Below are 26,813 nucleotides of genomic sequence, written 5' to 3' on the forward strand. Positions count from 1 at the left end.
ACGATTGTCTTCCCATCCTTGCGGTTCAACGACTGGGGACAGACCAGGGGTCTGCGCCACGGCACCCCTGATATTCGACTGCGCCTTCACTCACTCAGCCATTGAATACGTCGTCGCTAAGAGGAGGGCCACTCTGCACCGGGTTGCCCGCCAGCACCCATCGCACGGATTTCACCCAGTCTTCCCAAAAGTTCCCAAGTTCAGCAGAGCTGACCGACGCTCTCAGGATAGATACAACATCGGCGACCTGATTGGCACCTCGGCGGTTTGCGAATCTCCAAAGATACTCGGTCATAGCGAGGAAGGCTTCGGCGCGGCTGAGCTTGTCGACCTGGGTTTCCAGCTCTCTCCGCGCTGTAGGAATCTCGAACACTCTGGCTTCCCCGACCCACCACTGACCAGTCGGGTCTGACCCTGACTGTGGTTCGTTGCCCGATGCAATCCAATCCAGGCTTGCGAGCCAATCGAACCATGATGCAGGGTCGGTCGGATAGCCATCGAACGAAACATCAGTATCCCCCAACAGGGTGAGCAAGTCATTTCCGTCAGCCCGGTTCGCGAACCGCCACACGAACTCAGACATCACACGCGCAGCCTCTCGAATCGAGATTCGAGCATCATCGTGGGATGGCATTAATTCCTGCATTAGTGATTTCACCGTTTCTGACTTCAGCCCAAATTTGGCTCCCGTTAGGCAGCGTACTTCGGTACGTCGTAAGCGAAGACCCGTCGGCGAGATACTTCACGAACGGCGAGTTTTCAGGCTTGATTATCCCCTGAATTAGCTGACGGTTCGCGAATGTATCCCACGAAGTGGCCCGGCGCATCACGGAAGATGTGCGATACGTCTTCGCCTGTTTCAGGCCCCACAGGGTGGGACTGTAGGCCCGAATCCGCGCCACCCGTGCTTGTCGAATTATGTCGGTCGAAACATCACCTAAGCCGGTTGTCGCAGCTGCAATGACACCTATCACGCTCATCGGAAGAGCCCCGCCGACACATGAATCACTCACGGGATGAACACCACCCCTATGCGCGGAACTCCACTGACAGCAGCCCTTCATTTCTCCCCGGTGCGTCATGGATGTGGTAATGCGGACTTCGCCGCGGGGAGGCCGCATAGCCGTCTCGAACGCTGCGACGACAGATGAACTAGGTGTGAGCGTCAGAGCACAACTCGCCGCAGTGCGTCCCAGTCTCCTCATATCCCCCGCCACCGGCGGCGCTCTTGCAGGGCGTACTCATCGGGACAAGTAGCCCCTCTGAGCTCGCGCATCCTCGAGCGACAACTCATGGATAGGCGCGGTACCGCCCTGTTCACACAACACTGCACCGCCTGCATAGAAACTCTTGTCAAAGGGTCTGATACCTAAAGCGGCGCAGTATTCTTCAAGCAGCTGCGGAGAGAACCGGTCGACAACACGTCGATTCTTATACGAATCCACATCCTCGAACGACAAAGTCTCACCATGCGCTTCAAACCTCCACCGACCGGAGGACTCCTGAGATACCGACACCGAGCGCACGTAGTTCAATACTCCGGATTTGACAGGTCGTCCGAAGACCTCCAACTGCACCACGCCAAATCTCTTGGGAGGTGCGGCTCCTTCGTCTGAGGACACATACGTGGCTACAACTCCGTCAACATCGAGTCGCTGCGAAAGGTAGCCCACCCACGAGGCATGGTCACCCCCCTTGGCACCACAATCCACGGTTGCGGTCCACTCATTCCCATCGGTGCGCAACAGAAGCCGACGAGGATAGGCGCCGAGCGTTAGAGGTTCAAGCAGACGCGCGTTCTCTTCCAGCCCTCCCTCAACAGGCCGGGCTTGAGCAGACCGTCCAAGTTCTGTCGACCAGTCCATCCACGCTGCCACGAGGGCATCGACTGGAGCACGTACGAAGCCAATGGAGGAAGTAATGGGAGCAAGGCGCTCATCTAGTAGGGTCATGCCGTCCTAAGGAACGATGAAGAGGTTGACAATACCATTGGGGTCGTTAGCGAGCAAACGGTCTGAGTGAGCCGGGCCACGTCCCGACGTGGGAACGTCATACTCCTCGTAGTACCTCCGCCCGTTCAGGGTATATTGCAGGTCAGGACGGTTCACGCCGACCCTGTCGCCGGAGATGTTAACTTGCTGCTGGTTGACTCGCAGGTCAGTTGCGCCGCTAGCGCGCAACGACTCAATGCGGCTTTGAACGAAAGCATTTTGACTGACGCTTCCCCCCACTGGGCGATTCAACGGAAGCGCGAACGGAGCGGCGGGGTTCACGGCGACATCCTGCGGGAGCCGAACCAGAGTGGGGGTTCTTGTGCCGGTGGCAGTGCCGACACCTCCGATTCCTATGCCCACGCCGATGGTGAGTAGTGGTACGGCGGGGCGCAGCACGCGGTCGATGCTCTGGCTCGCGTTCCACCAGTCCTCGGCCCATTTGGGCCCTTTCTTTACCTGCTGCTCTGCGAATGCTCGTCCGCATGCCTCGTTGATAGCGACCTGTGCCGGATTCATCCCGACTTTCATGTCGGTGGCGCAGTTGATAGGCCGTGGTTTAGGCGCTGGCACGACATGTGGCTGGGACGGCCCACAGGGGTCATAGGTGTATCCGCAACCGGGCAGTGAGTCATGTGCGGCGGAGATAAAGGTCCCAGAGCGAAGCGCGGGTGCCCTCATCGGTCGAACAGGGGACGCACCACCAAATTTCGACCCAGTTCGCTTTCCCGCGGTCTGATTTGCGTTCGTGTTCAGCGTGGTCGTAGCCGCCTTCACGAGCGCAGATTTAGTCATCTTGGCAGCGACGCTCTTGCCACCGTCTACCATCGGCATTGCCTTGATGACGTATCCGAGGTCATCGCTGAACGAGACTGGTGTGTTCTCGATGTAGGCATATCGGTTCAGCGACTGAGGGCGTTCGAGGAGGCCGCGCCATTCGTCGGGCTGGACCCAGGAACCTGTCCCCGTGTCGTAGTCGCGGGCGTAGTAGTTGTCCAGGCCCAAGGTCGGGTCACCTGGCTGCTGGTCGTTTCCAACGAGGCTGGACCATCCCGTGGACTCGTAGTTCGCACCCCCGAAGTCCGCGTAGTCGACGAGGTCGGTAATCTGTCCATCCGCTCCCGCGGTCGCGGTCGCGTTGCGCTGGTCACCGAGAACCCACTCGTTCCCGTACGTACCGTCCTGGAACGCGACGGCCCCGTACGGGTCGCGGTACAGGTCCGTGGCCCCATGCAGGTCACTGGATGTCGCGGCGGGGTCGAATCCGTCCCAGACCGTGCCGGTCGTGTTCGTCCCGTACTCGGTCTGGTCGGTCATCGAGGTGCGTCGGTCGAGGCCGTCGTAGGCGTACGATGTGGAGCGCCCATCGGCCTGCGTCGACAGGAGACGCCCCGCGGGGTCGTGGACGTACGAGGTCGACTGACCGTTCACCGTCTGCGACGCCCTGTTCCCGGCCCCGTCGAATCCGTACGACGCGGAGCCAGCGCCGGCACCTGTCGTCGTCATCGCAGTCAGCTGCCCGGCGGCGTTGAACTGCGCTGCCAGCTCTGAATCGCCCGCGGGGGTGCCGGTGGTCGTCACGCTGGTGCGGTTGCCTGCCGGGTCGTACCCGTACTCGTTGACTTCGCCGTCGGAGGCGGTCGACGACGCGAGCCGCCCGACCCGGTCATACGTGTACGTGTGCTCGAGCACCTCCGGCACGGCGGCTGCGGGCACTGGAGCCGCTGGTGCCTCCGCAACGGGCTCTTCACTGCCCGGGGTCCCCGGCGTCTCCGGTTCGGTGAGGTCGGGACCGGTGATGGTGCGGACCGTGTCGGTGACGTTCCCCGCCGGGTCGTAGTCGTAGTCGTACTGCAGTGAGGCACCCGCAGGGACCGGGGACACCGGCTCCGGGAGCGTGCGACGGTTCAGGTAGTCCCATGTCTTCACACACGGCTTCTGTCCACCCGCCGCCGGGATATCCCGGTCCGCGTAGTAGTCGGATGCCGCGCACTGGTCGGTCGTCATCTGCAACGGCACCACCGGCTCCGGTGCGACCACCGGTGCAACCTCGGGCTGCGGGGTCTCGTGCCGCACCTGCGTGACCCGACCTGTCAGGTCATACGCGACGGACGTCGTGACCTGGTTGGGCCGGGTGACACCGGTGAGCCTGTTGTTCGCATCCCAGGTGTACCCGAGGTCCCCGTCCGGGGTGGACTGAGTGACCGGGTTCCCGGCATCGTCGAACGTGTACGCGGTCGTCGCACCATCGGGGTACGTCAGCGACTCGCGAAGGCCCGCCGCCGTGTATGTGGAGGTGAGGGTGTTCCCGTGGGTGTCGGTCTGCTCCAAGAGCCTTCCGACCTCGTCGTACACCCACCCGGTGGTGCCGGTGGGGTCGTCCATCACGATGGGCTGCTGCTCCCCGTCGTACTGGAACGTTACGTCACCGTCAGCGCGAGTCAGGGTCTTCACGTCGCTGCGTGCGTCGTACGTGTACGCCGCGACCAGACCCGCGGGGTTCGTGACTCGGGCCACCCGCCCCGCCTCGTCATACGCGGTGGTCGTGGTGATGCCGGTTGGTCCGGTCTCCCCGGTCGGGCGGCCCGCCGCGTCGTATGTGAACGACGTGACCGCATCGAGCGGGTTCGTGACCTTTTCGAGCAGACCAGTCGCGGTGTAGGCGTACGCGGTCACGAGATTGGTGTCGGAGCTGTTGTCCGCGTTCGCGTCGAATCCTTCTGTGACCTCGACGAGTTGGCCGGCTGGGTCGTATCGGAAGGCGGTGACTTCTCCCACCGGGCTGGTCGTGGACGTCTGGCGTCCCGCATCGTCGTATGCGTAGCTGGTGACCGCGCCGAGCGCGTCCGTGGACGAGGTGACGCGGGAGGCCTTGTCGTACGTGTAGGTCGTAACCGCGCCGAGGGGGTCCATCTCGGAAAGCAGTCGCCCGGCTGCGTCGTAGGAGTACTCGGTACGTGCTCCGCCGGGGGCGATGATGGCCGTCGCTTGGCCGTTGCGGTCGTACTCGATACCTGTGACTCGACCGTCCGCATCGGTGATTGATGTGATGCGGCCGGCGGGGTCGTAGGTGAAGCTCGTGACTGCACCGGTCGCATCCGTTTCGGCCAGCACCTGGCCCGCGGCATCCACGTCGTACAGGGTCGGGTTGCCGTTGCGGTCAACCGTTCCGACGAGGTACCCATCGACGTCATACAGGTACTTCGTGACGAAGCCTGCCGGGTCGGTGATCTTCGTGACCCGGTCCATGAGGTCGTACGCGTACGTCGTCTTCTCACCGGCGCTGTCCGTCTCGGAGACGACGCGGCTCGCGCTGTCGTACGCCACTTCCGAGGAAACACCGGTCGCATCGGTCGTCGCCGTAGGGCGACCAGCTGTGTCCATGTCGAATGCGGTCGTCGCTCCCAGCGGGTCAACGGTGGACGTCTGCAGCCCGGTCTCGTCGTAGGTGCGCTTCCACTCCCCACCGTTGGGGTCGACGATGCCGACTGTGTTGTAGGTGTCGTCGAGTAGGAACTTGGTGGTTCCGCCCTCGGGGTCTGTCGTTCCGGTCAGGTTGTCTTCCGCATCGTAGGTGAACGACGTCGCCCCGCCTTCTGGGTCAGTGACCGTGACCAGACGCGCCATCGAGTCCCACGCGTACGCGGTCACGGCCCCGGTGGGGTCGGTCGCAGACGTCAGCTGTCCGTTTGCGTCATACGCGTACGCCGTGACCCCGCCCTCGGCATCGGTCGACGCGAGTAGCCGGTCAGCAGCATCCCACCCGAACGACGTGACCCCACCTGACGGGTCAGTGACGGAGGTGAGTCGGTTGCCTGCGTCGTACGCGAAGGTCGTCACCCGTCCCAACGGGTCCATGGAAGTGACGAGGTTGCCTCGAGCGTCGTACGCGTAGGTGGTCGCGGAGCCGGAAGGGAGGATGCTGCGGGTCAGGTCCCCGGCTGTGTCGTACTCGAACCGGACCGTGGTGCCATCGGCCTGCTGAACCTCAGTAATGAGCCCACGGGCGTCGTAGACGCTCGTCTCTGTACGCTCCCCATCGAGGTCGGTGACCGTGGCGACATCACCGTCGGCGGTGTAGGTGTACTCAGTGACGGCACCTGCCGGGTCGGTCTCCGTCGTCAGGTTCCCGTCGCCGTCGTAGTCGTAGGTCCACGTGCGGCCGGCCTCATCGGTGTGAGACTCCACTTCGCCCGTGGACGTGAATGCCCATTTCGCCGTCTCACCAGCAGCGTTCGTGATACCCGTGATGCGCGAGCTGTCATCGAACTCGAAGACTGTCTCCTGGCCTTCGTTGTCCGTGTATGTAGTCTCGCCGTCTCCGTACTCGAACGTGCGGACGTTCTGCTTCGCATCCAGCTGTTTCGTCACACGACCCGCGCCGTCATACTCGTTCACGAGATAGGTGACGCCGTTCGGGTCGACCGCGGTCAGCATCCGATGTGCCGCGTCGTAACTGAACGACCGGCTCGTCCCGTCCGGGTACGACATCGAGACAAGGTCACCCGTGGCCGAGTACGCGAGTCCCCAGACGCGACCATCCGGGAGGGTGAACCCCGTGATTCGCCCCACCCCGTCGTTCGTGACCGTGATGGTCTGGCCCGCGGCATCCGTGACCGACGTGAGCGGAGTGAACTGATGCACGTTCCGGTCCGCCGGCCCGTATGTCAGAGTCGTCGCGTTGCCCTGCCGGTCGACATGGCGGACGAGCTCGCCGATGCCCCAGACATCCGCCGCGTCGAACACCCACGTCTCACCTGTGTCGCTGTCCAGCCGCAGTTGCCCTGCGCCGGCTTCCGCGAGCGTGAGCCCGAGACCGTCTTCACCCTCGTATCCCCCGTTCCCGTCGGGTGTGAACACGAACGACGCACCGTCACCCCGCACGACCATGACCGAGTCGTCGTCAAAGCGCTGCGCCCTGGCGCCGAGTCCGAACGTCCACCCCGCGCCCACGCGAGACAGCCTGCCGTCCTGAGAGTTATAGACCAGTGATGCGCCGATGCTGCTCTCTCCAGGGCCGGTGAGGTCGAAGAGCGGGAAGGACTCGACGAGGTTTCCCGTCGAGAACGACACAGGGTCGGCACCGTAAGTCTGATAGTTCTGATAGCCGAGTTGCCGCCAGCGCGCGAGTTCGGCCTGCGACGGCGGTGACGGCCAGCCGCCCACGACCGGGTCGGTGCAGTCGAACCCCGCACCCTCCAGATACCCGCCGAGGCTGCGGAAGGCGCCATCGACGATGCTGAGGAACCCGTTGTCGATAACGGGGCGGTCGAAGTTGTGGTCGAGGAACAGCGTCTCAATATGTGCATACGCGCCAGGAAGACCCGCATACGCAGTGAAAGGGAAGTTCGCGTCGGACGGCTTCGCATTCGCCGGCCGGCCCGTGTAGGTCGGCATGTGGGTGAGGAACGAATCCCGGAGCGCGTTGTCAGCTCCGGAGCCGCGGGAGTACCCCATGGTGCCGCCGTTGCTGGCAGTTCCCCAGGCGTTCCCCTGGTTGGTTGCGAAACCGAATCCGACCGTCGCGACCGGATTCGCCGCTGCGGCGACACCCGTACGCGTCGCTCGGGACACGAACGGAACCCCAGGCGGACGAGTGACGACGACCTGCGCGTTGCACTGCAGGGCCAGGTACGCGCTCAGCCCCTCCACGAGATTCCAGTTGTACGGGAATTCGGTCGCCGGGGACGGAGTGGTCACGATGCCTTCGTCGTTGTCGGGGTCCAGCACCACCACAGGTCCCGGCGGAACAGGGAACGGGGTGCCGATCACCACGAACTGCGACAAGTGCGTGGACTCGCCCTTCACCGTCTTCGTCTCCGCATCGAAGTACGACGGCAGCTCCGTCCACGCCTCATCCGGCGTCGACCGGGTATAGATCTTCAACGTAGAAGGGGAAACTCCCGTCTCCTCTACCCGCCCCATGTCGACATCGAACTCGAGGCTGATACCCGGGATGACGTCCTTCACCACCGGGCCATGCTCGGGGTCCTCATCCGGAACGTCGATGAGCTCCGCCGGGAATGACGTCACCATCTCGCCTGCAGCGTCAACGGCGACGATCTCGATCGGGTCACTCACCACGATGCCGGAGGTATCGACGACCGCAGACCGGCGCGCCTGCACCTCCGAAGGCGCTTGCGTGAGTGTGAGCGACACGGGGCTCTTCACGTCGTGCCCAGAGAACACCGCATTCACCCCGAGATCGTCCGACGAAAGCTCGGCGCTCTCACCCGGCGTGAGATCGGATTCCGCCGCTTCCTTGACCGACGTCGCTACGGACAACCCGCCCGGTACAGCCGGCGGCGCATTCGACGACGTCGGTTCTGGCACCGGCGACTCCGAGGGGTCCGCGTCTTCAGGCTCGCCGTTCGCGTTGAGCCCCGCGGCGGCATAGACGCGCTGCAGCACCTCGTTGCGGGCCGCTTCCATAAGCTGAGCCGGCGTCATCGGAGCCGGCGCCACCGCTCCAATGCCGAGTACAAGCGCCGCCGCCGTCGAGGCGGCCAGCGAACGGAACCACATCAGAGCTCAGCCTCAGCCGGCGCTGCGTCGTCGCTCGGTTGTGCCGACTTCCGACGCCGCCACCACCACAGGCCCCCGCCGGCAACAAGAAGCACCACGGCGAGGATCACGAGACCCCACGCGATCATGCCACCGGTGATCGCGAGATCATCGATCCGCACCACGCACGCTGCGAGCTCCGCCGCATCCGACACCCCGTTCGCGTCAAAGTCCTCAGAACCGTCTGCACACGTACGAGCGCCGCAGATCACGAACTCGACCCAGTCACCGATACCGTCACCGTCCGCGTCCTCGCGGGAATTCGAGCAGGTGTCCGTGTCGCAGACGAGGCGCTCCGCGAAATCGGGGATGCCGTCCTTGTCCGCATCCTTCGTCACCGACGCGCACGTCGCCGAATCACACGAGAGGACCTCAGTCCAGTCCGGGATGCCGTCGGTGTCGCGGTCCTCCGTACCGTTCGCGCACGTCGCTGTTCCGCACACCTCACGCTCGACGACATCCGGAATCGTGTCTGAATCCGCGTCCTTCTCCGTCGCCGCTGATGCAGCGACAGACGCGGTTGTCGGCGCAGCCGCCGCCGCAGGAGAAACCCAAAGGAGCCCACCCAATGCAACCGCCACAAGAACTGAAGCTGCCGTCCATCGACGCAACGATGCCATCACGAAGTCCCCCCGGAATCGCCGACCCGGCTCATTCGGCGACGGGTTCAGGTGTCACTGTGGCGTACGACACCGAATCAGCGCAAGCGTTACCAGCAAAGAAGAGTGATAGCGAGCGAACTTCGAGATTTCGCGTAACGAATGCGGGATTGCAGACTCTTTGCGGTAGCGAGCAGCCCGTCCCGACCATGACGAGAGACGTGTCGCTCGCACATTCCGTTTGGCCAGGAGTCGCCGAAACGGTCTCGGCGACCGGGATGGCTACCGCAGCAGCCCGAGGTTCGCGAGCGCCTGTCGGATAAGAGTCCCGCGGCCGCCTTCCATCTCGGCGGCGACGGCATCCGACCCTGCCTCCTCGGGTGTGAACCAGGTCACCTCGAGAGCGTCCTGACGCGGCTCGCACGTGCCGGTGACCGGCACGACGTAGGCGAGCGACACGGCATGCTGACGGTCGTCGTGATAGGCGCTGACCCCGGGGATGGGGAAGTACTCGGCCACCGTGAACGGCAGCGGCTGCGGCGGCAGCAGCGGGAACGCCATGGGGCCGAGATCGTTCTCGACGTGCCGGAACAGGGCGTCGCGGATCGTCTCGCCGAAGCGCACCCGACCGGAGACGATCGTGCGGGTCATCTCGCCCATCGGTGTGGAGCGCAGCAGGATGCCGATCTCGGTCACGACGCCCGAGCCGTCGGTGCGCACAGGGATCGCCTCGACGTAGAGCATCGGCAGGCGGCGCCGTGCCTCCTCGAGCTCGAACTCGCTCAGCCAGCCCGGATTCGATCCCGGCGCGGGTGTCGCCGCGGCGTAACCGGCGAGACCGTCGTCATCGGGCTCGGGATCAGGATCAGGTGTGCGGACCGCCATGTGTCCTTTCTACCAGGCAGGATGGAGGAGTGAGCGAGAACCTGACGATCGACGACACCGCGACGCTCTGGTCGACGCAGGCCACGGAGCGGATGCCGCTGCTGGTGCTGCTGCACGGCTACGGCGCCGACGAGAACGACCTGTTCGGACTCGTCCCGTACCTGCCGGAGGGCATCGCCGTGGCATCCGTCGCCGCTCCCCTCTCCCCTCCTTGGCCGATGCCGGGCCGATCCTGGTATCCGATCGAGGGACTCGACGGCCGCGACGCCTCGCACGTGACGGCCGCCGCCGAGGCGTTGCTGCGCTGGCTCGACCAGACCGGAGCCGAGAAGATCGCCCTGCTCGGCTTCTCCCAGGGCGGTGCTGTGTCGGTGCAGGCTCTGCGGCTGGCGCCCGAGCGCATCAGTGCCGCGATCGTTCTCAGCGGCTACGCCACCCCTGGCGATCTCCCACGCGATCCCGAACTGCAGGAGCTTCGCCGTGCGGTCTTCTGGGGACGCGGCACGCACGACGACGTGATCCCCCCTGAGCTCATCGCCCACACGGCCGACTGGCTGCCCGCCCACTCCGATCTCTCGGGTCGGGTCTACACCGGCCTCACGCACAGCATTTCGGAGGAGGAGCTGCGCGATGTGACGCAGTTCCTCACCAGGTGGCTGGACGGCCTGGCCGACTGAGGGGAGTCAGCGCCTGGCTCCCGGAACGTCCGCGTCGAGCCACACCAGACGGTGATCGCTCGACGGGAACGGATACGTGCCGGTCAACGCCGACAGCGGGTCGCCGGAGGCGGGCCAGAACACACCGGAGTCGAGGATGCGGATCTGCCGACTGGGCAGCACATAGTCCACGCGCAGGTTCCCGGGAGGCTCGGAGAAGTCGGCGGTGTCCTGTCTCGGGTCACCGAGATGGGCTGCGTTCACACCGCCCTGGAGTTCCGCCGCTTCTGGGGCGCCGACGCTCGTGGGCACTGAGCCCGTGTTGATCTTCGGATTCTCGAGCAACTGGTGGATGGCGCCGGCTGTCGAGTCGCCGTCGTTCGGGTCGGCGTTCTGGTCGCCCGCGATGACGAACAGCGAACCGCCCTTCAGCCCTCCGGTCCGACCCGCGTCGTCGGCGATGTAGGCCGCCGTGCGGCCGCCGGTGACGTAGTCCGCCCAGAACCGGATCTCGTCGTGATTGCGGTTTCCGTTGCGATCCTCGGCTCCGTCGAAGGTCGGCGGCGTCGGATGCGACACGAGGAAGTGCACGGTCTTGTTCTTCGAGACCCGGATCGGCACATCCCAATGCGACTTGCTCGACAGCGGCAGCTGCTCGAGCTCGTCGGGCGAGTACCAGTCGCCCGACGCAGCCGTCGCGGGGTCGTCGGGCAGCAGCGCACCAGGCATGTCCGCCCAACGGAAGTTCTGGAAAGTGCGGATCGCGGCCTCGTCGATCGGCAGTTTGGAGTAGACGGCCATGCCGTACTGCCCAGGGAAGAGCCCGAATCCCCAGGCGTCATCGCCTCCGCCGATCCTTCCGTCGTTGTTGAGGTCGAAACCGCTGGGCACTCCCGTATTCACGGGCGCGGTGTATCGATAGGGGTACTCGACGGGCGCCGCGTCTCCGTGCGGCACGGAGAGGTAGTTGTCCTGGAACAGGCGCAGCGCCTCGCCACCGGCGACGTAGTCGAACTCGTTGATGAGCAGCACGTCGGGGTTCGCGCGCTGGATGATCTCGGCGACGGCATCCGCCTGCGCGTTGCCGGGCGCTGACAGATCGCTGACGAGGGCGCCCTCGGCTCCGCGGTTGAGCGAGGCGTTGAACGTGGCGAATCGCACGTCACCCGCGGTGTCCCCGGCGCTGCCGGCAGACGGAGCAGAGGAGGCGAGCGCCGGGGCGGCCGCGGCCATCCCGGCCGCGGTGAGGAGCAGTGCGGCGATTCCGGCGGTGCGCACGCGGCGATGCGTTCTGATCATGCAGCCACGCTAGACCCGGCAGGTGACGACCGGGTGAACGATCTCGGTGCATCGGATGCCGTCGGCTCAGCCTGCGGACCGATCGTCAGGTTCGTCGGCCGGCGCGGCATCCGATTCCTGCTCCCGCCCACCCTGTGCGAGTCGCGATGCCGCCACGGCGAAGGCGATCATGACGACCGTGCCGAGAGCGATGCCGAAGCCGATGCCCAGCGCCATGTTGTCGAGTGCCACACCGAGCGCCACGCCGACTCCCATGCCGATCGAGAGCCCGGTGCCGAAGCCCACCCGCCGCATCATCTCGCCGGAGCTCGGGTTGTCGTGTGCCATGCCTCCACGGTAGGTGCTGAAGGTCTCGCGGGTATCCCCCGCAAGGCGGATCATCCGCGACACGCCCGGGTTGCAGGCTCCGCTCCGGACGGGTAGCCTCGTGGAGTCCTGTCCGCCGTGTCTGGAAGTCCTTTGATCTGATCCGTCGCCTCCGCGCCCCTTTTTTCGCGCGCTGACCCGACGATCGCCGACTCCACGGCCACCCTCCCTGTTCCGGGAACCCCTCGATACTCCGGGGGATCGGTGTCAGTGCACCCTCGCACTCGACAGGAGACACTCATGTCATCACCCACCCTTCACGCATCGGTCGTCCTCGACCGCCTCACCTTCACCTGGCCCGACGGATCGACTGCGCTGAGCGAGGTGTCCGGATCGTTCGGAACCGGACGCACCGGGCTCGTCGGACGCAACGGCGCCGGAAAGTCCACACTGCTGCGCCTGATGGCCGGCGATCTCACTCCGACGTCGGGAGTCATCACGGCGACCGGTGAGATCGCCTATCTGCCGCAGCGGTTGACCCTCGACGTCGAACGACGCGTCGCCGAGCTCCTCGGGGTCGCGCCGGCACTCGACGCTGTCCGCGCGATCGAGGCCGGCGACGTTGACCCCGGCCATTTCGACGCCGTGGGAGACGATTGGGACATCGAGGCGCGAGCCGAGGCGTCCCTCGCAGAAGCCGGCCTCTCCCCCGACTTCCTCGATCGCCGGGTCGGGGAGTTGTCCGGCGGTGAGGCCGTGCTGGTGGCGATCGCCGGCATCCGTCTTCGCCGCGCACCCATCACCCTGCTCGACGAGCCCACGAACAACCTCGATCGCGATGCCCGCGCGAAGCTCGCGGCGATGGTCGAGTCGTGGAGAGGCGCCCTCGTCGTGGTCAGCCACGACCTGTCGCTGCTCGAGCTCATGGACGACACCGCAGAGCTGTACGGCAGCGAGCTGAGCGTGTTCGGCGGCCCCTACTCGGAGTGGCGGGCGTGGCTCGATGCTGAGCAGGATGCCGCGAAGCAGGCCGAGATCGCCGCGAAGCAGGTGCTCCGCAAGGAGAAGCGCCAGCGCATCGAGGCGGAGTCGAAGCTCGCGACCCGCGCGCGGATGGCGAACAAGGCCGAGGTCGAGAAGCGGGTGCCGAAGATCGTCGCACACGGACGGAAGATGGCGGCGGAAGTCTCGGCCGGCAGATTGCGCGTCGAAGTCGGGGCGAAGGAGGACGCCGCACGGTCGGCCCTCGACGAAGCGGGGCGCCGGGTGCGCTCCGACGCCTCGATGAAGATCGAGCTGCCGGATCCTGGCGTCTCGCGGGCTCGCCGCATCGCGACGATCGGCGACGCCGAGCGCTCGTGGGTCGTCCAGGGTCCCGAGCGCGTGGCACTGATCGGGCGCAACGGCGCCGGCAAGACGACGCTGCTCGAACGGCTGGTCGGGAGCGCCGCCCTCGGAGAAGAGCATCCGGATCGGATCGAATCCGCGGATTCGACCGAGCCGGGCGCTCAGGGCCGAGAGATCGGCACGGATGCTGTCGCGCACACCGCACAGATCGGCTACCTGCCGCAGCGCGTCGACGGCCTCGACGAGGCCCGCACCGTCTTCGAGAACATCTCGGATGCGGCACCTCAGGTGCCGGAGAAGGAACTGCGCAACCGGCTCGCGCGGTTCCTCATCCGCGGCGCGACCGCAGAGCGACCGGTGGCGGCCCTGTCCGGCGGCGAGCGCTTCCGCGTGGCCCTGGCGAAGCTGCTGCTGAGCGATCCGGCCCCGCATCTGGTCGTGCTCGACGAGCCGACCAACAACCTCGACATCGACACCGTCGATCAGCTCGTCGAGGCGCTGCGGGCCTACCGCGGAGCGGTGCTCGTCGTGAGCCACGACGACGCGTTCCTCGCCCGGCTCGATCTCGACCTCACACTCGAGATCGATGCCGAGGGGGCCCTCCGCGCTGTCTGACCGGCACCGCGCGGCCGGACCGGGATCGATTCCCGGTCCGGCCGCGCAGCCCCTCCTCCGGCTGCGCCCTCCCCCTTCATCCGACCGCGCCTCACCCGAACGGCACTGCCCACCACGGCACCGCCCCGACCTCGACGTGCCGCAAGGAGCCGTCGGATCCGAGCACACGGAGCGAGTCGGGCTGCCACGAGTCCGGCTCGGCCACGATCACGGCCGTGGTCCCCGACGGGCCCGTGACCGCCCGCAGAGCGTCGGCCCCCATCTCGACCGTGTCGACGATCTCGCCCGTCGCGACCGACACGCTGCTCACCAGCCTCCGATCGGCGTTCACCGATTCGCGATGCTGCACGAGGACGTATCCCGACCCGAACCCTGCGGGCGACGCCGTCGCCTCTCCTGAAGAGGCCTGGGCTCTCGCCTCCTCGAGCAGCGCCTCGATGTCGTCGTGGTCGACATCGCTGAAGTCGCCCTCGATGAACTGCCCTGTCTCGAGCATCACGCCCAGAGGCGCCGCCTCGGAGACCGGGAGTATCTCCGCATCGACCAGCTCGGTGCGACGGACCGTGCGGCCGTCGGCCGACGTGATCACGAGCGCGCGTCACGACTCACAGCCTCCGCGATCGTCTCGATCTCGACCGTCGTGCCATCCGCGCCCCGTGCCGTGTCCACGAGACGCGTGAGGGCGGTGGTGTCGAGGAGCGCCGTGGCACTCAGCGCACCGCGCCAGCGACCCGCGACAGCGGAATCCGCCGGAGACGCCGCCGACGTGCCGACGGGGATCTGCATCACCGCACCCGAGCCCGTGAGAGCCACCACCGAGTTCGACTCGGCATCGAAGCCGTAGGCGGATGCGGCGAGCACCGCGTCAGCCCCGATACCTGCCACGCCTGTCCCCTCGGCGACGATGCCGCCGGTCACCGCGTCCAGGATCACGAGCCCGTCGTCTGTCGCGACGTAGACGAACGTCGAGTCGCCCGCGAGTGCCGCGGCATCACTGCCGAGGTCGTCGTTCAGGCGCTGATCCCAGAGCGTGTCGCCGTCGGAGAGCCGGATCGCCGCCGCTCGATGCTGGAACATCGGCTCGCCGAATCCCGGGCGGGAGTTGTCGGCGTAGACGACGATCGCCACCTCCTGCTCGTCCATGCTGATCACCGCCGCTCCCGGCAGGATCTCCAGGTCCCGCATCGGCGGCGCGAGCGCTGACGTCACGACGATGATCAGGCCGCCGATCAGCACGGGGGCGAACAGGAAGCCGAGAAAGCGGAATCGGATGCGCTGCCGCACCTTGTGCGGGTCGTGCGGTTTCCGGGGCGGAACCGGCGTCGATCCCAGGGGAAGAACCGTGCTGCCGTTCAGCACGTACCCTCGCGACTCGTTCGTGTTCATGATGTCAGCATCCCGTCGCAGCCGTTCTCCCGATCACGGGTTTCGACGCACCGTCGCAACCGCTCTATAGGCTGGCCGTCATGAGCGCGCCCACCGATCTCTCTCCCGAGGCGCCGGCCGTGGAGTCGGGCCGGGCGCGGCATCCGCGCGCTCAGGTGATCGCACAGGCCTGGATGGAGCTCGGGGCATCCGTCGCCCCGCTGAGCAACGGATCGGGGCGCCCCCTCGCCCGCACGTCGAAGTTGATCCTCGATCCGCTGGTGATCAGGCCTCTGCAGAACCCGGGACTCGCCGCCGGGACGCTGACGGACGATGCCGCGGTCGAGCTTCGGGAGCGCATCCGCGCAGCCGGCCCAGATCTCTCGGCGGCGGCCGCCTGGTTCCTCGAGTTGAAAGCCGCGCGGCGTCGGCTGCGCATCACCGACGGCAATCCGCAGGAGAAGTACTTCCAGCGTTGCTACGAGCTTGCCCGCACCGCGGGCTCGCCCGCCGCGGATGCTGTGGCCGTGGCCGCCGGGGCCGTGTCGGAGATCGCTCAGTCCTCGGGCGGCTCCCTGCTCGCCCGAGTGCGTCAGCTGCTCGCAGACGAGGAGCACGCGGCGGTTCTCGGCCGAGAACTCGATGACGCCTGGCGCCGGCGACCGGCGTCGATGACGCCGCCGGCACCGGCCGAGACCGTCGCCGCGGCGCTCGACGAGTGTCCTACCGGCGAAGGCTCCGCTGCGTTCGACGCCCTCGTCGCCGGAGCGGCGGGAACAGCCTCGGGCGCCGGACTCGCCGGCGAGGGGATCGCACAGGGACTCGGGCTCACCCGGCATCCGCTTCCTCCCCTGCCCCGGATCGGCGAGACGGCCTCGAAGCGCGACCTGCCCCTGCCGTTCGACCGCTCCATCTTCGAACGCCTCTTCGCGGCGCTCTCCGGAGGAGTGCCGCCGGACCTCGCCGTCGACGCCGAGGGGCTGCTCTCCGAGGAGATCGTCCGGTCCGCGCGCGTGTGGCAGCTCGGCGAGGAGGAGGGCCGCGTCGCGATGCTTCTGGGCGCAGAGGCGAGCAGCGCTCTCGAGGAGAACGGCCCGGCGCGACCGACGGCGGCGCACCGGCTGCTCGCGGCGCGCTGGCACCGCGAGGCCTACGTGCGGCGGGCGCTGCGGCTGCCCGCCGATCTCAGCGGTGTGCCGGCCGCCGTCGTCGACGACGTGCGCGCCGTGCGCCGCGGCTATCTGCGCCGGCTCTGGGTGAGGCTGCACGGCAGAGAGCTGCGCGATCAGCGCGTCGAGGGTCGTGACGTGTGGGATCTCCTCGACGGCGTGCTGCGGTCGGTCGTGATGGATCAGCGCCAGCGCCTGAAGACGGCCATGACCCGCGGGGCCGACAATCGGGAAGCGACGGAGGCCGCATGAGCGTGCAGATCCGTGTGCAGGGAGACGCCGTGCGCGTCTCTTCGTCCGAGGCTCTCCCCGATCGGATGCCGTATCTCGTCGCCCTCGTCGAGGTCGCTGGCGGGCTGCTGCACTGGGATCCGACGGAGCACATCGACCTGCCGGACGCGGATGTCGACGACCTGCACGCAGCGACCGGCTGGCTCGCGGAGATCTACGGGCAGGAAGTGGCGGATGCCGTCGGCCAGGGCGCCGACGCGACGCTGCCTCTCGGCGACGGCGATCCGGCCATCGTCGACGCCGTCCTCCGGTTCGGGCATCTGGCCTGGGCGCGGGCCTGGTGGCCTGCCGGAGCCCGGTTTCCCGCCCTCGACCCCGCGCTGCTGGCCGCCGAGGCGGCGGTGACCGCGCACGATGTCGAGCACCTCCTCGACGATGATCGGGCGATCGAGCGGGCGCTGGCGGATGCCGCGGACGCCCCCTCGGCGCTGGCTGCCCTTCCTCCGGCCTTCGCCGCGGAGGCTGAACGGCTGCTGTCGACGCTGACGGACCTCTCCGAGGACTACGGAGTCGCGCTCGAATCCGCAGAGCCCGTCGCTGTCCGCGAGGACTGGGCCCTCGCGGCGAGCGGAGTCCACGATGTCCGGGAAGGGGTCGAGATCGCGTCCGGCCGCGCCACGGTGAGATGGAGCGACGTGCCCGCGCAGACCGTGGATGCCGAAGCCGAGGCTCGGTGGGTGATCCGTCAGCGTGCCGGCGCCGCTGTGCTGCGCGTCGAGGCGGCGGCCGTCGATTCCCCGCTCGCAAGCCGCTCACTGATCGCTCGATTCGGTCCGGCGGAGCTCGGCGTGGAGGTGGTGCTGCGGCGCGAGACGACGCTGTTCCAGGGAGAGGCCGAGGTCCCCGCATCCGCTCTGTTCCTCCCTTCGGCCGAGCACACGCTCTGGGTACGCGACCCGGTTCTGAGTCCCGAAGACGACGGTGCCTCCGATCCGCACGACGCTCGCGAACAGGTGCTCTCCTTCGCGGCCACGCGGCTGCTCTCGCCCGCGGCATCGCTGGCAGAGCGCACGGCCGGAGCCCGGCGGTGACGTCTCCTGAGGAACGGCCCCCGAGCGCCGTGCTCGGTCGCATCCCGGCGACGCCGCGATGGAAGCCCGGACGCGACAAGAACAACGAAGCGGCGATGATGCTGCACGCCGGGCGCGTGGACGAGGCCGCTGCCCTGCTCGGCGAGGTCGTGGCGCTCACCCGCGTCGCCGACGTCGACGGCGAGGGGCTGGACATGCGCGCCAGGGCGCTGCTGAACCTCGCGGCGGCGCACGAGTTCCGAGGCGATCTGGTCGAGGCTCTGCGCACCGCCGATGAAGGCCTCGCCGCAGCATCCGAGGCTCTCGAGCTGATCGGCGACGAGCGGGCCACACGCACCGTGCAGCTCAACGGGATGCTCGCGAGGGCGCAGACGCTGACGCAGATGGATCGTCTGGACGACGCCCTCGCCGGCATCGACGACGCCGAAGCGCTGCTGGACTCCGAGGGCCTCGACCAGCGCGAGCTCCTCCAGTTCTCCGTGCACAACGCGCGCACCGCGGTGCTGATCGTGACCGGGCGACTGCAAGAGGCGGACGACGAGGCCCAGCGCGCGCTCGCGGTCGCGCTATCCGTCGGACCTGCTCTCTCCGGACACGCATACGCGAACCTCGGCGTGATCGCACAGCGCACCGGAGACGACGAGGCGGCGCGCGAGTACCTGCAGCTCGCGTATCGCGCGCAGGAGCTCTCCGGCGATGCCACCAGCCGCCAGCATGCGGTGGAGAACCTCGCTCGCGCGGCCCTGCAGGAGGGGCACATGCGAGAGGCGGAGGAGGGCTTCCGCAAGGCCGCAGAGCTCGCGCAGCAGATCGGTCTCACGACGCGGCTCGCCGCGAGCAGGACGGGCCTCGCGGCGGTGCTGCTGCAGTCGGGACGGGCAGGAGCCGCGGCGAAAGCGCTGCGCACCCTGCTGGACGAACTCGATCCGGATGCGGCCGTGCACGAGCGACTCGAGGCGTACTCGTTCCTGGGCGACGCGGAGTCGACGCGCAATCGCTACCCGGCGGCCGACGACGCCTACAGGGCCGCCCTCGACCTCGCCCGATCACCGCGCGACCGCGGCAGGATCAACCTGCGCCGCGCCGAGATGCACGCCGAGTGGGCGTCGATGTCGATCACCCCTCGCTCACGACGCGCCCGCCTCGAGAAGGCACGGGATCTCGCGATCCCCGTGCTGCTCGTCACCGAGGCACTGCGCGACGGATTAGCGCCCGGGGGCACCCGCGAGCGCTGGAGCCTGCAGGTGGCCGCCCCTGCGCGAGAGCTCGCGTTCCGTCTCGCACGCACGCTCGGCGACTCGGCGCTGCTCTTCCAGCTCGTCGAGAACGCTGCAGCCTCCGTGACCCTGCAGGCGAGTGCCGCGGCAGACACCGCCGTGATCCTCCCCTTCGAGCGTCCGAGCGGCCCTCGTGATGACGTGTGGGAGCGCGATGAGCTCCCCGCGGCCGCTGCGGGGCTGGTCGGTGGCGAAGGCACGGCGTCCGTCCGCTTCGCCCCGCCACCGCGGGTCGTCGCCGTGCCCGGCGGCGAGCCGGTGCTCGACGAATGGATACGCACGGCCGAGGCCGAGTACGGCATCCCTCTGCGCACCGAGACGATGGTGCCGGCGTGGTGAACGGCTGGCGCGATCTCACCGACCTCGGTGCGCCGTTGCCCCTGGCCCGCACCGAAGGAGCAGCGGTGCTGGTCGACCTGCCGGAGGGGCAGCGCCCCGTCGCCCGGCTGCGCTTCGTCGACGGGGACGACCTGTTCGTCAGCTGGGTCTGGGAGCATCAGCGCAGCTCGCCGAGGATGACCCTGATCGGACGGGAGCTCGTGACGCCGGCACTCGATCGGCTCGCCAGAGCGCTGCCCTCGCCGCTGCCGGGCGAGAGCGGGATCGACGCCCTGACCAGGGCCCTCACGCGTGGCGACCTCGTCGACCCGGATCGCGAGCAGGAGCTCGCCGGCCTGCTCACCTCGGCGCTGATCCCGCAGTGGCTGGGCGCGGAGCTCGATGCGCTCGAAACGGCCGGACTGCGCCCCCACCTGCGCATCCAGTTGTCGCCGTCGACCGCGCAGCTGCCGTGGGAACTACTGAGCACGTCGGGCCGAGAGCGCGGCATCGACATGGCCGATGCATCCGTTCTGCTGCCTGCCACCCTGCGCAACGATCCGTCGAGGACGGTGTCGCCGTGGTCGCCCCTGTCACCCGTGGCGACCGCGCTGGACCCGGCGGTTCCCGGCTTCTCGGCCACGAGCGAACTGGGAAGCGTGCTCGGCGAGGTCGCGGCCGATTCGAGCCTCGCGCGGGCCGTCGACGACCTCGGCACGCGGCGCCTGCCGCGCGGCGAGGCATTCCGCCGGGCGGACATCGACCGACTCGCGCTGGCTGAGGCGGTCGCGGATGCGGGGCGGCTTCTGTACGTCGGGCACGTCACCGCCTCGACACACGCTCTCGACGCGCGGCTGCATCTGTCCGACGGTGCGGACGCCCCCGGTACGACCCCTCCCGTCGGATCGCACCGTCCGTACTCCGCCGCCGAGATCGCGCTGGGCGGAGCGGGCCTCCCACCGCTGCGCGCTCCGAACAGGGTGGCGCTGATCGCCTGTGATTCGGGCACCGATCTGCGTTTCGCAGAGCCCACCGGGCTCGTCGCGGCGTTCCTGCACCGCGGCGCCGAGTACGTCACGGCCACTCGATGGACCCTGCCCACCGAAGCGGGGCTGCGCCGTCTCGTCCCTGGTCTCGGCGATCGGGCCGAGGGGATGCTGACGGATGCCGTCATCGCGGTGAATGCCGCTCACGAGTCGGACGACCCGATCAGCGCGCTGGGCGCGTGGCAACGCGATCAGCGCAGACTGTGGACGTCGACCGGAGACCCGCGTCACTCCCCGATCATGTGGGGCGCGTTCGCGACGGCCTGGGCTCCGGAGCCGGTGCGGCTCTGACACCGTCTGGTGCCCTCAGACGCGCTTGCTCCGCATCACCCCTCGTGTGCGCGAGCGCGGGAACTCGCCCCTTCTTTCCGACAGAGTGAGTCATCGGGACGGCCCACCAGGGGCAGGATGGAGTCATGAACCCTCTCGTGCGCCCGCGGAACGACCGCGTCATCGCCGGTGTCTGCTCGGCTGTCGCCCGGCGCTTCGGCATGAAGGCCTCCACCGTCAGACTGCTCAGCGTGATCCTGGTGCTGTTCGCCGGGCTCTCGCTGTGGGCCTATGTGCTGCTCTGGGTCGTCATCCCGAACGAGTGAAGATCGATACGTGGCCGAAGTGAGGCGCTGGCCTCTGCAATATGGACGCGCCGCTGTCATCGGCGACCGTCACCTGAGCCGATCGTGCCAGGGATGGCCGGGGAGCGTCGGTTCCAGGGCATCCTTAAGCCAGGATCGACGCCGCGCGTCGAGGTACGGCATCGTGGCATCGAAGTCTGACGCGTCTTTGTCCCGCAGTCCCTTCGCCTTGTACAGCAATTGAATCTCAGGCTGCAGATATCGGATGCCGTCCCGCTCCCAGAGAGCGTCGGCCATCGGCATCCGAATGCTGGTCTCGCGTTTGTACTGCCACTGCTGCGCCGTTCCCGGGCTCAGCAGGATGTCGTATTCCCACGGGTCTGAGGCGCTGCGACGCGTCCAGAGCTGTCCGCACCCGTCTGGCAACTCTGCCGTGTCGTCGGACGCTACGGGCCGGAGCGCCCCGGAGAACGCGGCCCACAGGTCGATCCGCTCGTGCGCATGCGTGCGCAGCATCGACAGATCTGCTCGCAGGACGCCCGCATCGATGTCGTCATGAGGTCGCTCCACGCCCGTGAACGCCTCGAGCGCCCAGCCGCCGGCGATCCACCAGACGCCAGGATAGCCTGCGAAGAAATCGCGGACATCGCTCGGCGTGCGCGGTAACCACCGCCCGTACAGACGTGTGAACTCGGCTTTGTCCATCCCGTCACGCTATCCGAGCACGCAACCCCGCTGCGCCCGCCGCGGCTGCCCAGAGGAGGGCGGCGCCGTTGCAGCGCACCTATCGCGTTGCTGGCCTGCGGGGAGGCCGATGCAGTGCAGTCCGCCCGAGGAGCCGATGTCCGTGCATTGGCCCATGATGGAGGGATGGGTGATGTGCTCGATCGGTTCACTCCCGCCACGCAGGACTGGTTCCGGGGTGCTTTCAGCGCACCCACACCGGCGCAGGCAGGCGCGTGGCAGGCGATCTCCGCCGGCAAGCACGCCCTCGTCGTCGCGCCCACAGGCTCGGGCAAGACGCTGTCGGCGTTCCTGTGGGCGATCGACAGCGTCTTTCGCGAGCGGATGCAGATCACGGATGCCGCCCCGAGGAAGGATGCCTCGCGCACCCGCATCCTCTACATCTCGCCGCTGAAGGCGCTCGGCGTCGACGTCGAGCGGAACCTCCGTTCTCCACTGATCGGCATCGGACAGTCCGCCCGCCGTCTCGGCGTGACCGCCCCGAGCGTCACGGTCGGCGTGCGCTCGGGCGATACGACGTCGAGCGACCGCCGCAAGCTGGTCGCCGACCCGCCCGACATCCTCATCACCACTCCCGAGTCGCTGTATCTGATGCTCACGAGCCGCGCAGGCGAGACGCTGCGCGACGTGCACACCGTGATCATCGACGAGGTGCACGCGGTCGCGGCCACCAAGCGCGGGGCCCACCTCGCGGTGAGCCTCGAGCGCCTCGACGCGTTGCGCAGTGCGCGCGGCGCACAGGCTCCCGCCCAACGAATCGGCCTGTCTGCGACTGTGCGGCCGATCGACGAGGTCGCGCGCTTCCTCGGAGGCTCCGCGCCCGTCGAGATCGTGGCGCCTCCCGCATCCAAGACGTTCGAACTCGGCGTGATCGTACCGATGGACGACATGACCAACCCTCCCCCGCCACCGGGCGTCACAGCTCCTGTCGACGGCGAGCCGGCGGAGTACTCCGAGGTGACCGGCTCGGTGTGGCCGCACGTCGAGGAGGCGATCGTCGACCGCATCCTGCAGAACAACTCGACGATCGTGTTCGCGAACTCCCGCCGCCTGGCCGAGCGGCTCACGGGGCGTCTGAACGAGATCTACTCCGAGCGCAACGGCATCGCGCTGCCCGAGGCGTCGGTACCGGCCGCGATGATGGCGCAGGCCGGAGCGACCGCGGGCGCCGACCCGGTGCTCGCGAAGGCCCACCACGGCTCGGTCTCGAAGGAGCAGCGGGCGCAGGTCGAGGAGGAGCTGAAGTCCGGCATCCTGCGCTGCGTCGTCGCGACCAGCAGCCTCGAACTGGGCATCGACATGGGCGCCGTCGATCTCGTGATCCAGGTCGAGGCGCCGCCGTCCGCGGCGTCGGGTCTGCAGCGGGTCGGCCGCGCCGGACACCAGGTCGGCGAGATCAGCCGCGCCGCGCTCTTCCCCAAGCACCGCGGAGACGTGCTGCACACCGCGATCGTCACCGAGCGGATGCTGGCGGGCAAGATCGAGGCGATCCAGGTGCCGCGCAATCCGCTCGACATCCTCGCGCAGCAGACCGTGGCCGCAAGCGCACTCGGCGAGATCAGCGTCGAGGAGTGGTTCGAGACGGTTCGGCGTTCGGCGCCGTTCCAGTCGCTCCCGCGCTCGGCATACGAAGCCACCCTCGACCTGCTGGCCGGGCGCTTCCCCTCCGACGAGTTCGCCGAGCTCCGACCCCGTCTCATCTGGGATCGCGACGCCGGCACGCTGACGGGCAGGCCGGGAGCGCAGCGCATCGCAGTCACCAGCGGCGGCACGATCCCCGACCGAGGACTGTTCGGGGTCTTCGTGGCCGGCGAGACCACGGGGGCGCGCGTCGGAGAGCTCGACGAGGAGATGGTCTACGAGTCCCGGGTGGGCGACGTGTTCACCCTCGGTACCACGAGCTGGCGCATCGCCGAGATCACCCACGATCGCGTGAACGTGATACCCGCCTACGGCCAGCCGGGCAAGGTGCCGTTCTGGCACGGCGACGGCATCGGCCGCCCGTTCGAGCTCGGCGAGGCGCTGGGCAGGTTCTCGCGCGAGGTCTCCGCGGCGACCCCCGAGAAGGCGGCGCAGCGACTGATCGAGGCGGGTCTCGACGAGCAGGCCAGGGCGAACCTCATGGCGCACCTGACCGAGCAGCGCGAGGCCACCGGGACGCTCCCGACCGACCGCACGCTGACCGTCGAGCGCGGCCATGACGAGGTGGGCGACTGGCGAGTCATCCTTCATTCCCCGTACGGCATGAAGGTGCATGCGCCATGGGCGCTGGCGATCAACGCGCGCGTGCGCGAACGACTCGGCGTCGAAGGATCGGCGGTCGCGAGCGACGACGGCATCATCGTGCGCATCCCCGACGCCGACGCCGAGCCACCCGGTGCCGAACTGTTCGTGTTCGATCCGGACGAGCTGGAGCAGCTCGTCACGGACGAGGTGGGCGGGTCGGCCCTGTTCGCCTCGCGGTTCCGCGAGTGCGCGGCCCGATCGCTGCTGATGCCGCGCATGAACCCGAACAAGCGGACGCCGCTGTGGCAGCAGCGGCAGCGCTCCGCCCAGCTTCTCGAAGTGGCGCGCCGGCATCCGACCTTCCCGGTCATCCTGGAGACCCTGCGCGAGGTGCTGCAGGACGTCTACGACCTGCCGTCGCTGCGGCGCCTCGCCACCTCGATCGCCGACCGGCGGGTCCGTCTCGTCGAGACCGAGCCCGCCCAGCCGTCGCCCTACGCACGCGACCTGCTCTTCGGCTACGTCGGGGCGTTCATGTACGAGGGCGACTCGCCTCTCGCCGAGCGCCGCGCGGCGGCGCTGTCGGTCGATCCGGCACTGCTGGGCGAGCTTCTCGGCACGGTCGAGCTGCGAGAGCTGCTCGACCCCGACGTGATCGCCCAGTTCGAGCGCGAGGCCCAGCGACTCGACCCAGAACGCCACGCACGAGGACTCGAGGGGGTGGCCGATCTGCTGCGGATGCTCGGGCCGCTCGACGCGGCCGAGGTCGGCGCCCGCCTCGAAGAACCTTCCGAGGCGCGGGACCACCTCGACGCTCTCATCGCCGCACGCCGCGCGATCCCCGTGACGATCGCCGGGGTTCCGCGGATCGCCGCGATCGAAGACGCCGGCCGCCTGCGCGATGCGCTGGGAGCCGCTCTCCCCACCGGCATCCCCGTCGCCTTCCTGGAACCGGTGGCCGATCCGCTCGGCGATCTCGTCGCGCGGCATGCCCGCACGCACGGACCATTCACGACGGATGCCACAGCTCTCCGATTCGGCATCGGAACCGCTGTCGCGCGGCACACGCTGCAGCGCCTGGAGCAGGCCGGACGGATCACGAGCGGATACTTCCTGCCCACGGCCGCAGGCTCCGCCGACGATCTCGAATGGTGCGACACGGAGGTGCTCCGGCGGCTGCGGATGCGCTCGCTCGCCGCGATCCGCGGGTCGGTCGAGCCGGTCTCCCCTGAGGCCTACGCGCGGTTCCTGCCCGACTGGCAGCATCTCTCCCGGCCGCTCGAAGGACTCGACGGCGTGCTCACGGTGATAGAGCAGTTCGCAGGCGTGCCCATCCCGGCGAGCGCCTGGGAGTCGCTGGTCCTCCCTTCGCGAGTGCGTGATTACACCCCGGCCATGCTCGACGAGCTCACCTCCTCGGGCGAGGTCGTCTGGGCCGGCAACGGCTCGCTCCCGGGACGAGACGGGTGGGTGTCGCTGCACCCGGCAGACCTGGCCCCTTTCACGCTGCCCGAATCGGATGCCGAGATCGGCGACGATTCGCTCGAGGAGCAGCTGCTCGCAGCTCTCGGCGCGGGAGGCGCGTACTTCGCCGCCCAGCTCAAGGAGATGACCGGAGCCGAGAACGAGCAGTCCGTGCTCGAAGCCCTGTGGAGTCTCGCCTGGTCGAGCCGCGTGACGAACGACACCTTCGCGCCGATCCGTTCGCTGCTCGCTGGCGGTTCCCAAGCCCACAAGGTGACCCGCCGCGCCCCGCGCACCCGCACCTATCGCGGCGTCTCGCTCGCGCGCACCGCACCCCGCCCGACATCTCTCGGTGGGCGGTGGTCGCTGCTTCCGGCGCTCGACGCTTCGACCGGCTCATCGGCCCAGGATGCGGCGAGGCGCGCGACCGTCACCGCGGGGCTGCTCCTGGACCGCTACGGCGTGGTCACGCGCGGCGCGGTGCAGGCCGAGGGCGTGCCCGGCGGCTTCGCCCAGGCGTACCGCGTTCTCGCCGGATTCGAGGAGGCGGGGCACTGCCGCCGCGGATACGTGATCGAGCGACTGGGGGCTGCGCAGTTCGCGGCATCCGCCACCGTCGATCGCCTCCGCACGTTCGCGGGTCTCGCCGACCCGCCCCCGCGGCACGCAGTCACCCTCGCCGCGACAGATCCCGCGAACCCGTACGGCGCCGCGCTCGGCTGGCCCCGCCGCGACGGCGTCTCGCATCGTCCCGGCCGAAAAGCAGGAGGGCTGGTCGTGCTCGTCGACGGCGCTCTCGTGCTCTACCTCGAGCGCGGAGGGCGCACGGTGCTGTCGTTCAGCGACGATCCGGACCTGCTGCGGGCCGCCGCATCCGACCTGGCGAGCACCGCTCGAACGCGGCGCCTTGAAACGCTCACCGTCGAGAAGGTCAACGGCGAGGGCGTGTACGGCACCGAGTTCGCACTCGCGCTGCACGAGGCAGGTTTCGTCGTGACGCCGCGCGGATACACGCTCCGCAAGGCGGTGTGACCCCCGTACGCTG

Annotated in this window: 17 protein-coding genes; 8 read left to right on the forward strand and 9 right to left on the reverse strand. The window is 68.2% G+C overall.

Annotated features, from left to right (window positions below; all coding sequences use genetic code 11):
- Positions 1-94: 94 nt before the first annotated feature.
- From QFZ53_RS18145 to QFZ53_RS18160, 4 genes are all read right to left on the reverse strand, one after another.
- A complete protein-coding gene (locus tag QFZ53_RS18145; protein ID WP_307298728.1) occupies positions 95-583 on the reverse strand; it encodes a hypothetical protein in 489 nt (162 codons plus the stop codon).
- Between the two features lie 1,375 nt (positions 584-1,958).
- Entirely contained in the window at positions 1,959-8,516 is a 6,558-nt protein-coding gene (locus QFZ53_RS18150; protein WP_307298730.1) for a DUF6531 domain-containing protein, read from the reverse strand.
- Positions 8,516-8,893, reverse strand: coding sequence for an LPXTG cell wall anchor domain-containing protein (locus QFZ53_RS18155; protein WP_307298732.1), 378 nt, complete (start codon positions 8,891-8,893; stop codon positions 8,516-8,518). Before QFZ53_RS18155 ends, QFZ53_RS18150 begins: the two co-directional genes overlap by 1 nt.
- Before the next feature lie 543 nt (positions 8,894-9,436).
- Positions 9,437-10,039, reverse strand: a complete 603-nt coding sequence (locus tag QFZ53_RS18160; RefSeq protein ID WP_292904084.1) for an NUDIX hydrolase family protein — start codon at positions 10,037-10,039, stop codon at positions 9,437-9,439.
- 29 nt (positions 10,040-10,068) lie between these two features.
- Between QFZ53_RS18160 and QFZ53_RS18165 the strand changes: the two genes are divergently transcribed.
- The gene (locus tag QFZ53_RS18165) at positions 10,069-10,716 is read left to right on the forward strand and encodes an alpha/beta hydrolase (protein WP_307298735.1); all 648 of its coding nucleotides are present in this window, start codon (positions 10,069-10,071) and stop codon (positions 10,714-10,716) included.
- Positions 10,717-10,722: 6 nt separating this feature from the next.
- On the opposite strand, the gene QFZ53_RS18170 is transcribed toward QFZ53_RS18165, so the two are convergent.
- Positions 10,723-11,994, reverse strand: coding sequence for an endonuclease/exonuclease/phosphatase family protein (locus QFZ53_RS18170; RefSeq protein WP_307298738.1), 1,272 nt, complete (start codon positions 11,992-11,994; stop codon positions 10,723-10,725).
- Between the two features lie 66 nt (positions 11,995-12,060).
- Positions 12,061-12,321 (reverse strand): hypothetical protein, encoded by a 261-nt coding sequence (locus tag QFZ53_RS18175; protein ID WP_292904090.1) that lies wholly within the window; start codon positions 12,319-12,321, stop codon positions 12,061-12,063.
- A gap of 279 nt (positions 12,322-12,600) precedes the next feature.
- On the opposite strand from QFZ53_RS18175, the gene QFZ53_RS18180 reads away from it, so the two are divergent.
- Positions 12,601-14,262, forward strand: a complete 1,662-nt coding sequence (locus QFZ53_RS18180) for an ABC-F family ATP-binding cassette domain-containing protein (RefSeq protein ID WP_307298741.1) — start codon at positions 12,601-12,603, stop codon at positions 14,260-14,262.
- A gap of 91 nt (positions 14,263-14,353) precedes the next feature.
- Here the strand turns inward: QFZ53_RS18180 and QFZ53_RS18185 are convergent, their stop codons facing one another.
- Complete coding sequence (locus QFZ53_RS18185) at positions 14,354-14,851, reverse strand: hypothetical protein (RefSeq protein ID WP_307298742.1); 498 nt, start codon at positions 14,849-14,851, stop codon at positions 14,354-14,356.
- A complete protein-coding gene (locus QFZ53_RS18190; protein ID WP_307298744.1) occupies positions 14,848-15,648 on the reverse strand; it encodes a PA2928 family protein in 801 nt (266 codons plus the stop codon). The genes QFZ53_RS18185 and QFZ53_RS18190 overlap by 4 nt, the downstream gene beginning before the upstream one ends.
- A gap of 80 nt (positions 15,649-15,728) precedes the next feature.
- Here QFZ53_RS18190 and QFZ53_RS18195 point away from each other — a divergent pair, with 80 nt between their 5' ends.
- The 5 genes from QFZ53_RS18195 (at position 15,729) to QFZ53_RS18215 (ending at position 21,355) form a co-directional block, all read left to right on the forward strand.
- A complete protein-coding gene (locus QFZ53_RS18195) occupies positions 15,729-17,048 on the forward strand; it encodes a hypothetical protein (RefSeq protein ID WP_307298745.1) in 1,320 nt (439 codons plus the stop codon).
- On the forward strand, positions 17,045-18,118 hold the full coding sequence (locus tag QFZ53_RS18200) for a hypothetical protein (RefSeq protein ID WP_307298746.1): 1,074 nt from the start codon (positions 17,045-17,047) through the stop codon (positions 18,116-18,118). The genes QFZ53_RS18195 and QFZ53_RS18200 overlap by 4 nt, the downstream gene beginning before the upstream one ends.
- Positions 18,115-19,734 carry a tetratricopeptide repeat protein gene (locus QFZ53_RS18205; protein WP_307298748.1) on the forward strand — a complete coding sequence of 540 codons (1,620 nt, stop codon included), beginning with the start codon at positions 18,115-18,117 and terminating at the stop codon, positions 19,732-19,734. Before QFZ53_RS18200 ends, QFZ53_RS18205 begins: the two co-directional genes overlap by 4 nt.
- The gene (locus tag QFZ53_RS18210) at positions 19,728-21,050 is read left to right on the forward strand and encodes a CHAT domain-containing protein (protein ID WP_307298750.1); all 1,323 of its coding nucleotides are present in this window, start codon (positions 19,728-19,730) and stop codon (positions 21,048-21,050) included. The genes QFZ53_RS18205 and QFZ53_RS18210 overlap by 7 nt, the downstream gene beginning before the upstream one ends.
- Positions 21,051-21,175: 125 nt before the next feature.
- Positions 21,176-21,355: a PspC domain-containing protein gene (locus QFZ53_RS18215; RefSeq protein WP_292904108.1), complete on the forward strand. Its 180-nt coding sequence runs from the start codon at positions 21,176-21,178 to the stop codon at positions 21,353-21,355.
- 69 nt (positions 21,356-21,424) lie between these two features.
- On the opposite strand, the gene QFZ53_RS18220 is transcribed toward QFZ53_RS18215, so the two are convergent.
- Entirely contained in the window at positions 21,425-22,039 is a 615-nt protein-coding gene (locus tag QFZ53_RS18220) for a hypothetical protein (RefSeq protein WP_307298753.1), read from the reverse strand.
- 165 nt (positions 22,040-22,204) lie between these two features.
- Here QFZ53_RS18220 and QFZ53_RS18225 point away from each other — a divergent pair, with 165 nt between their 5' ends.
- Complete coding sequence (locus tag QFZ53_RS18225; protein ID WP_307298755.1) at positions 22,205-26,800, forward strand: ATP-dependent helicase; 4,596 nt, start codon at positions 22,205-22,207, stop codon at positions 26,798-26,800.
- Positions 26,801-26,813: the final 13 nt, after the last annotated feature.

This window comes from Microbacterium natoriense (genome assembly GCF_030816295.1).
Lineage (GTDB): Bacteria > Actinomycetota > Actinomycetes > Actinomycetales > Microbacteriaceae > Microbacterium > Microbacterium natoriense_A.

Coding starts and splice junctions, on each gene's coding strand:
- QFZ53_RS18150 (WP_307298730.1), bottom strand. CDS start 8,516: ATGTGGTTCCGTTCGCTGGCCGCCTCGACGGCGGCGGCGCTTGTACTC.
- QFZ53_RS18200 (WP_307298746.1), top strand. CDS start 17,045: ATGAGCGTGCAGATCCGTGTGCAGGGAGACGCCGTGCGCGTCTCTTCG.
- QFZ53_RS18225 (WP_307298755.1), top strand. CDS start 22,205: ATGGGTGATGTGCTCGATCGGTTCACTCCCGCCACGCAGGACTGGTTC.
- QFZ53_RS18195 (WP_307298745.1), top strand. CDS start 15,729: ATGAGCGCGCCCACCGATCTCTCTCCCGAGGCGCCGGCCGTGGAGTCG.
- QFZ53_RS18175 (WP_292904090.1), bottom strand. CDS start 12,321: ATGGCACACGACAACCCGAGCTCCGGCGAGATGATGCGGCGGGTGGGC.
- QFZ53_RS18145 (WP_307298728.1), bottom strand. CDS start 583: ATGTCTGAGTTCGTGTGGCGGTTCGCGAACCGGGCTGACGGAAATGAC.
- QFZ53_RS18215 (WP_292904108.1), top strand. CDS start 21,176: ATGAACCCTCTCGTGCGCCCGCGGAACGACCGCGTCATCGCCGGTGTC.
- QFZ53_RS18220 (WP_307298753.1), bottom strand. CDS start 22,039: ATGGACAAAGCCGAGTTCACACGTCTGTACGGGCGGTGGTTACCGCGC.
- QFZ53_RS18170 (WP_307298738.1), bottom strand. CDS start 11,994: ATGATCAGAACGCATCGCCGCGTGCGCACCGCCGGAATCGCCGCACTG.
- QFZ53_RS18190 (WP_307298744.1), bottom strand. CDS start 15,648: ATGAACACGAACGAGTCGCGAGGGTACGTGCTGAACGGCAGCACGGTT.
- QFZ53_RS18160 (WP_292904084.1), bottom strand. CDS start 10,039: ATGGCGGTCCGCACACCTGATCCTGATCCCGAGCCCGATGACGACGGT.
- QFZ53_RS18180 (WP_307298741.1), top strand. CDS start 12,601: ATGTCATCACCCACCCTTCACGCATCGGTCGTCCTCGACCGCCTCACC.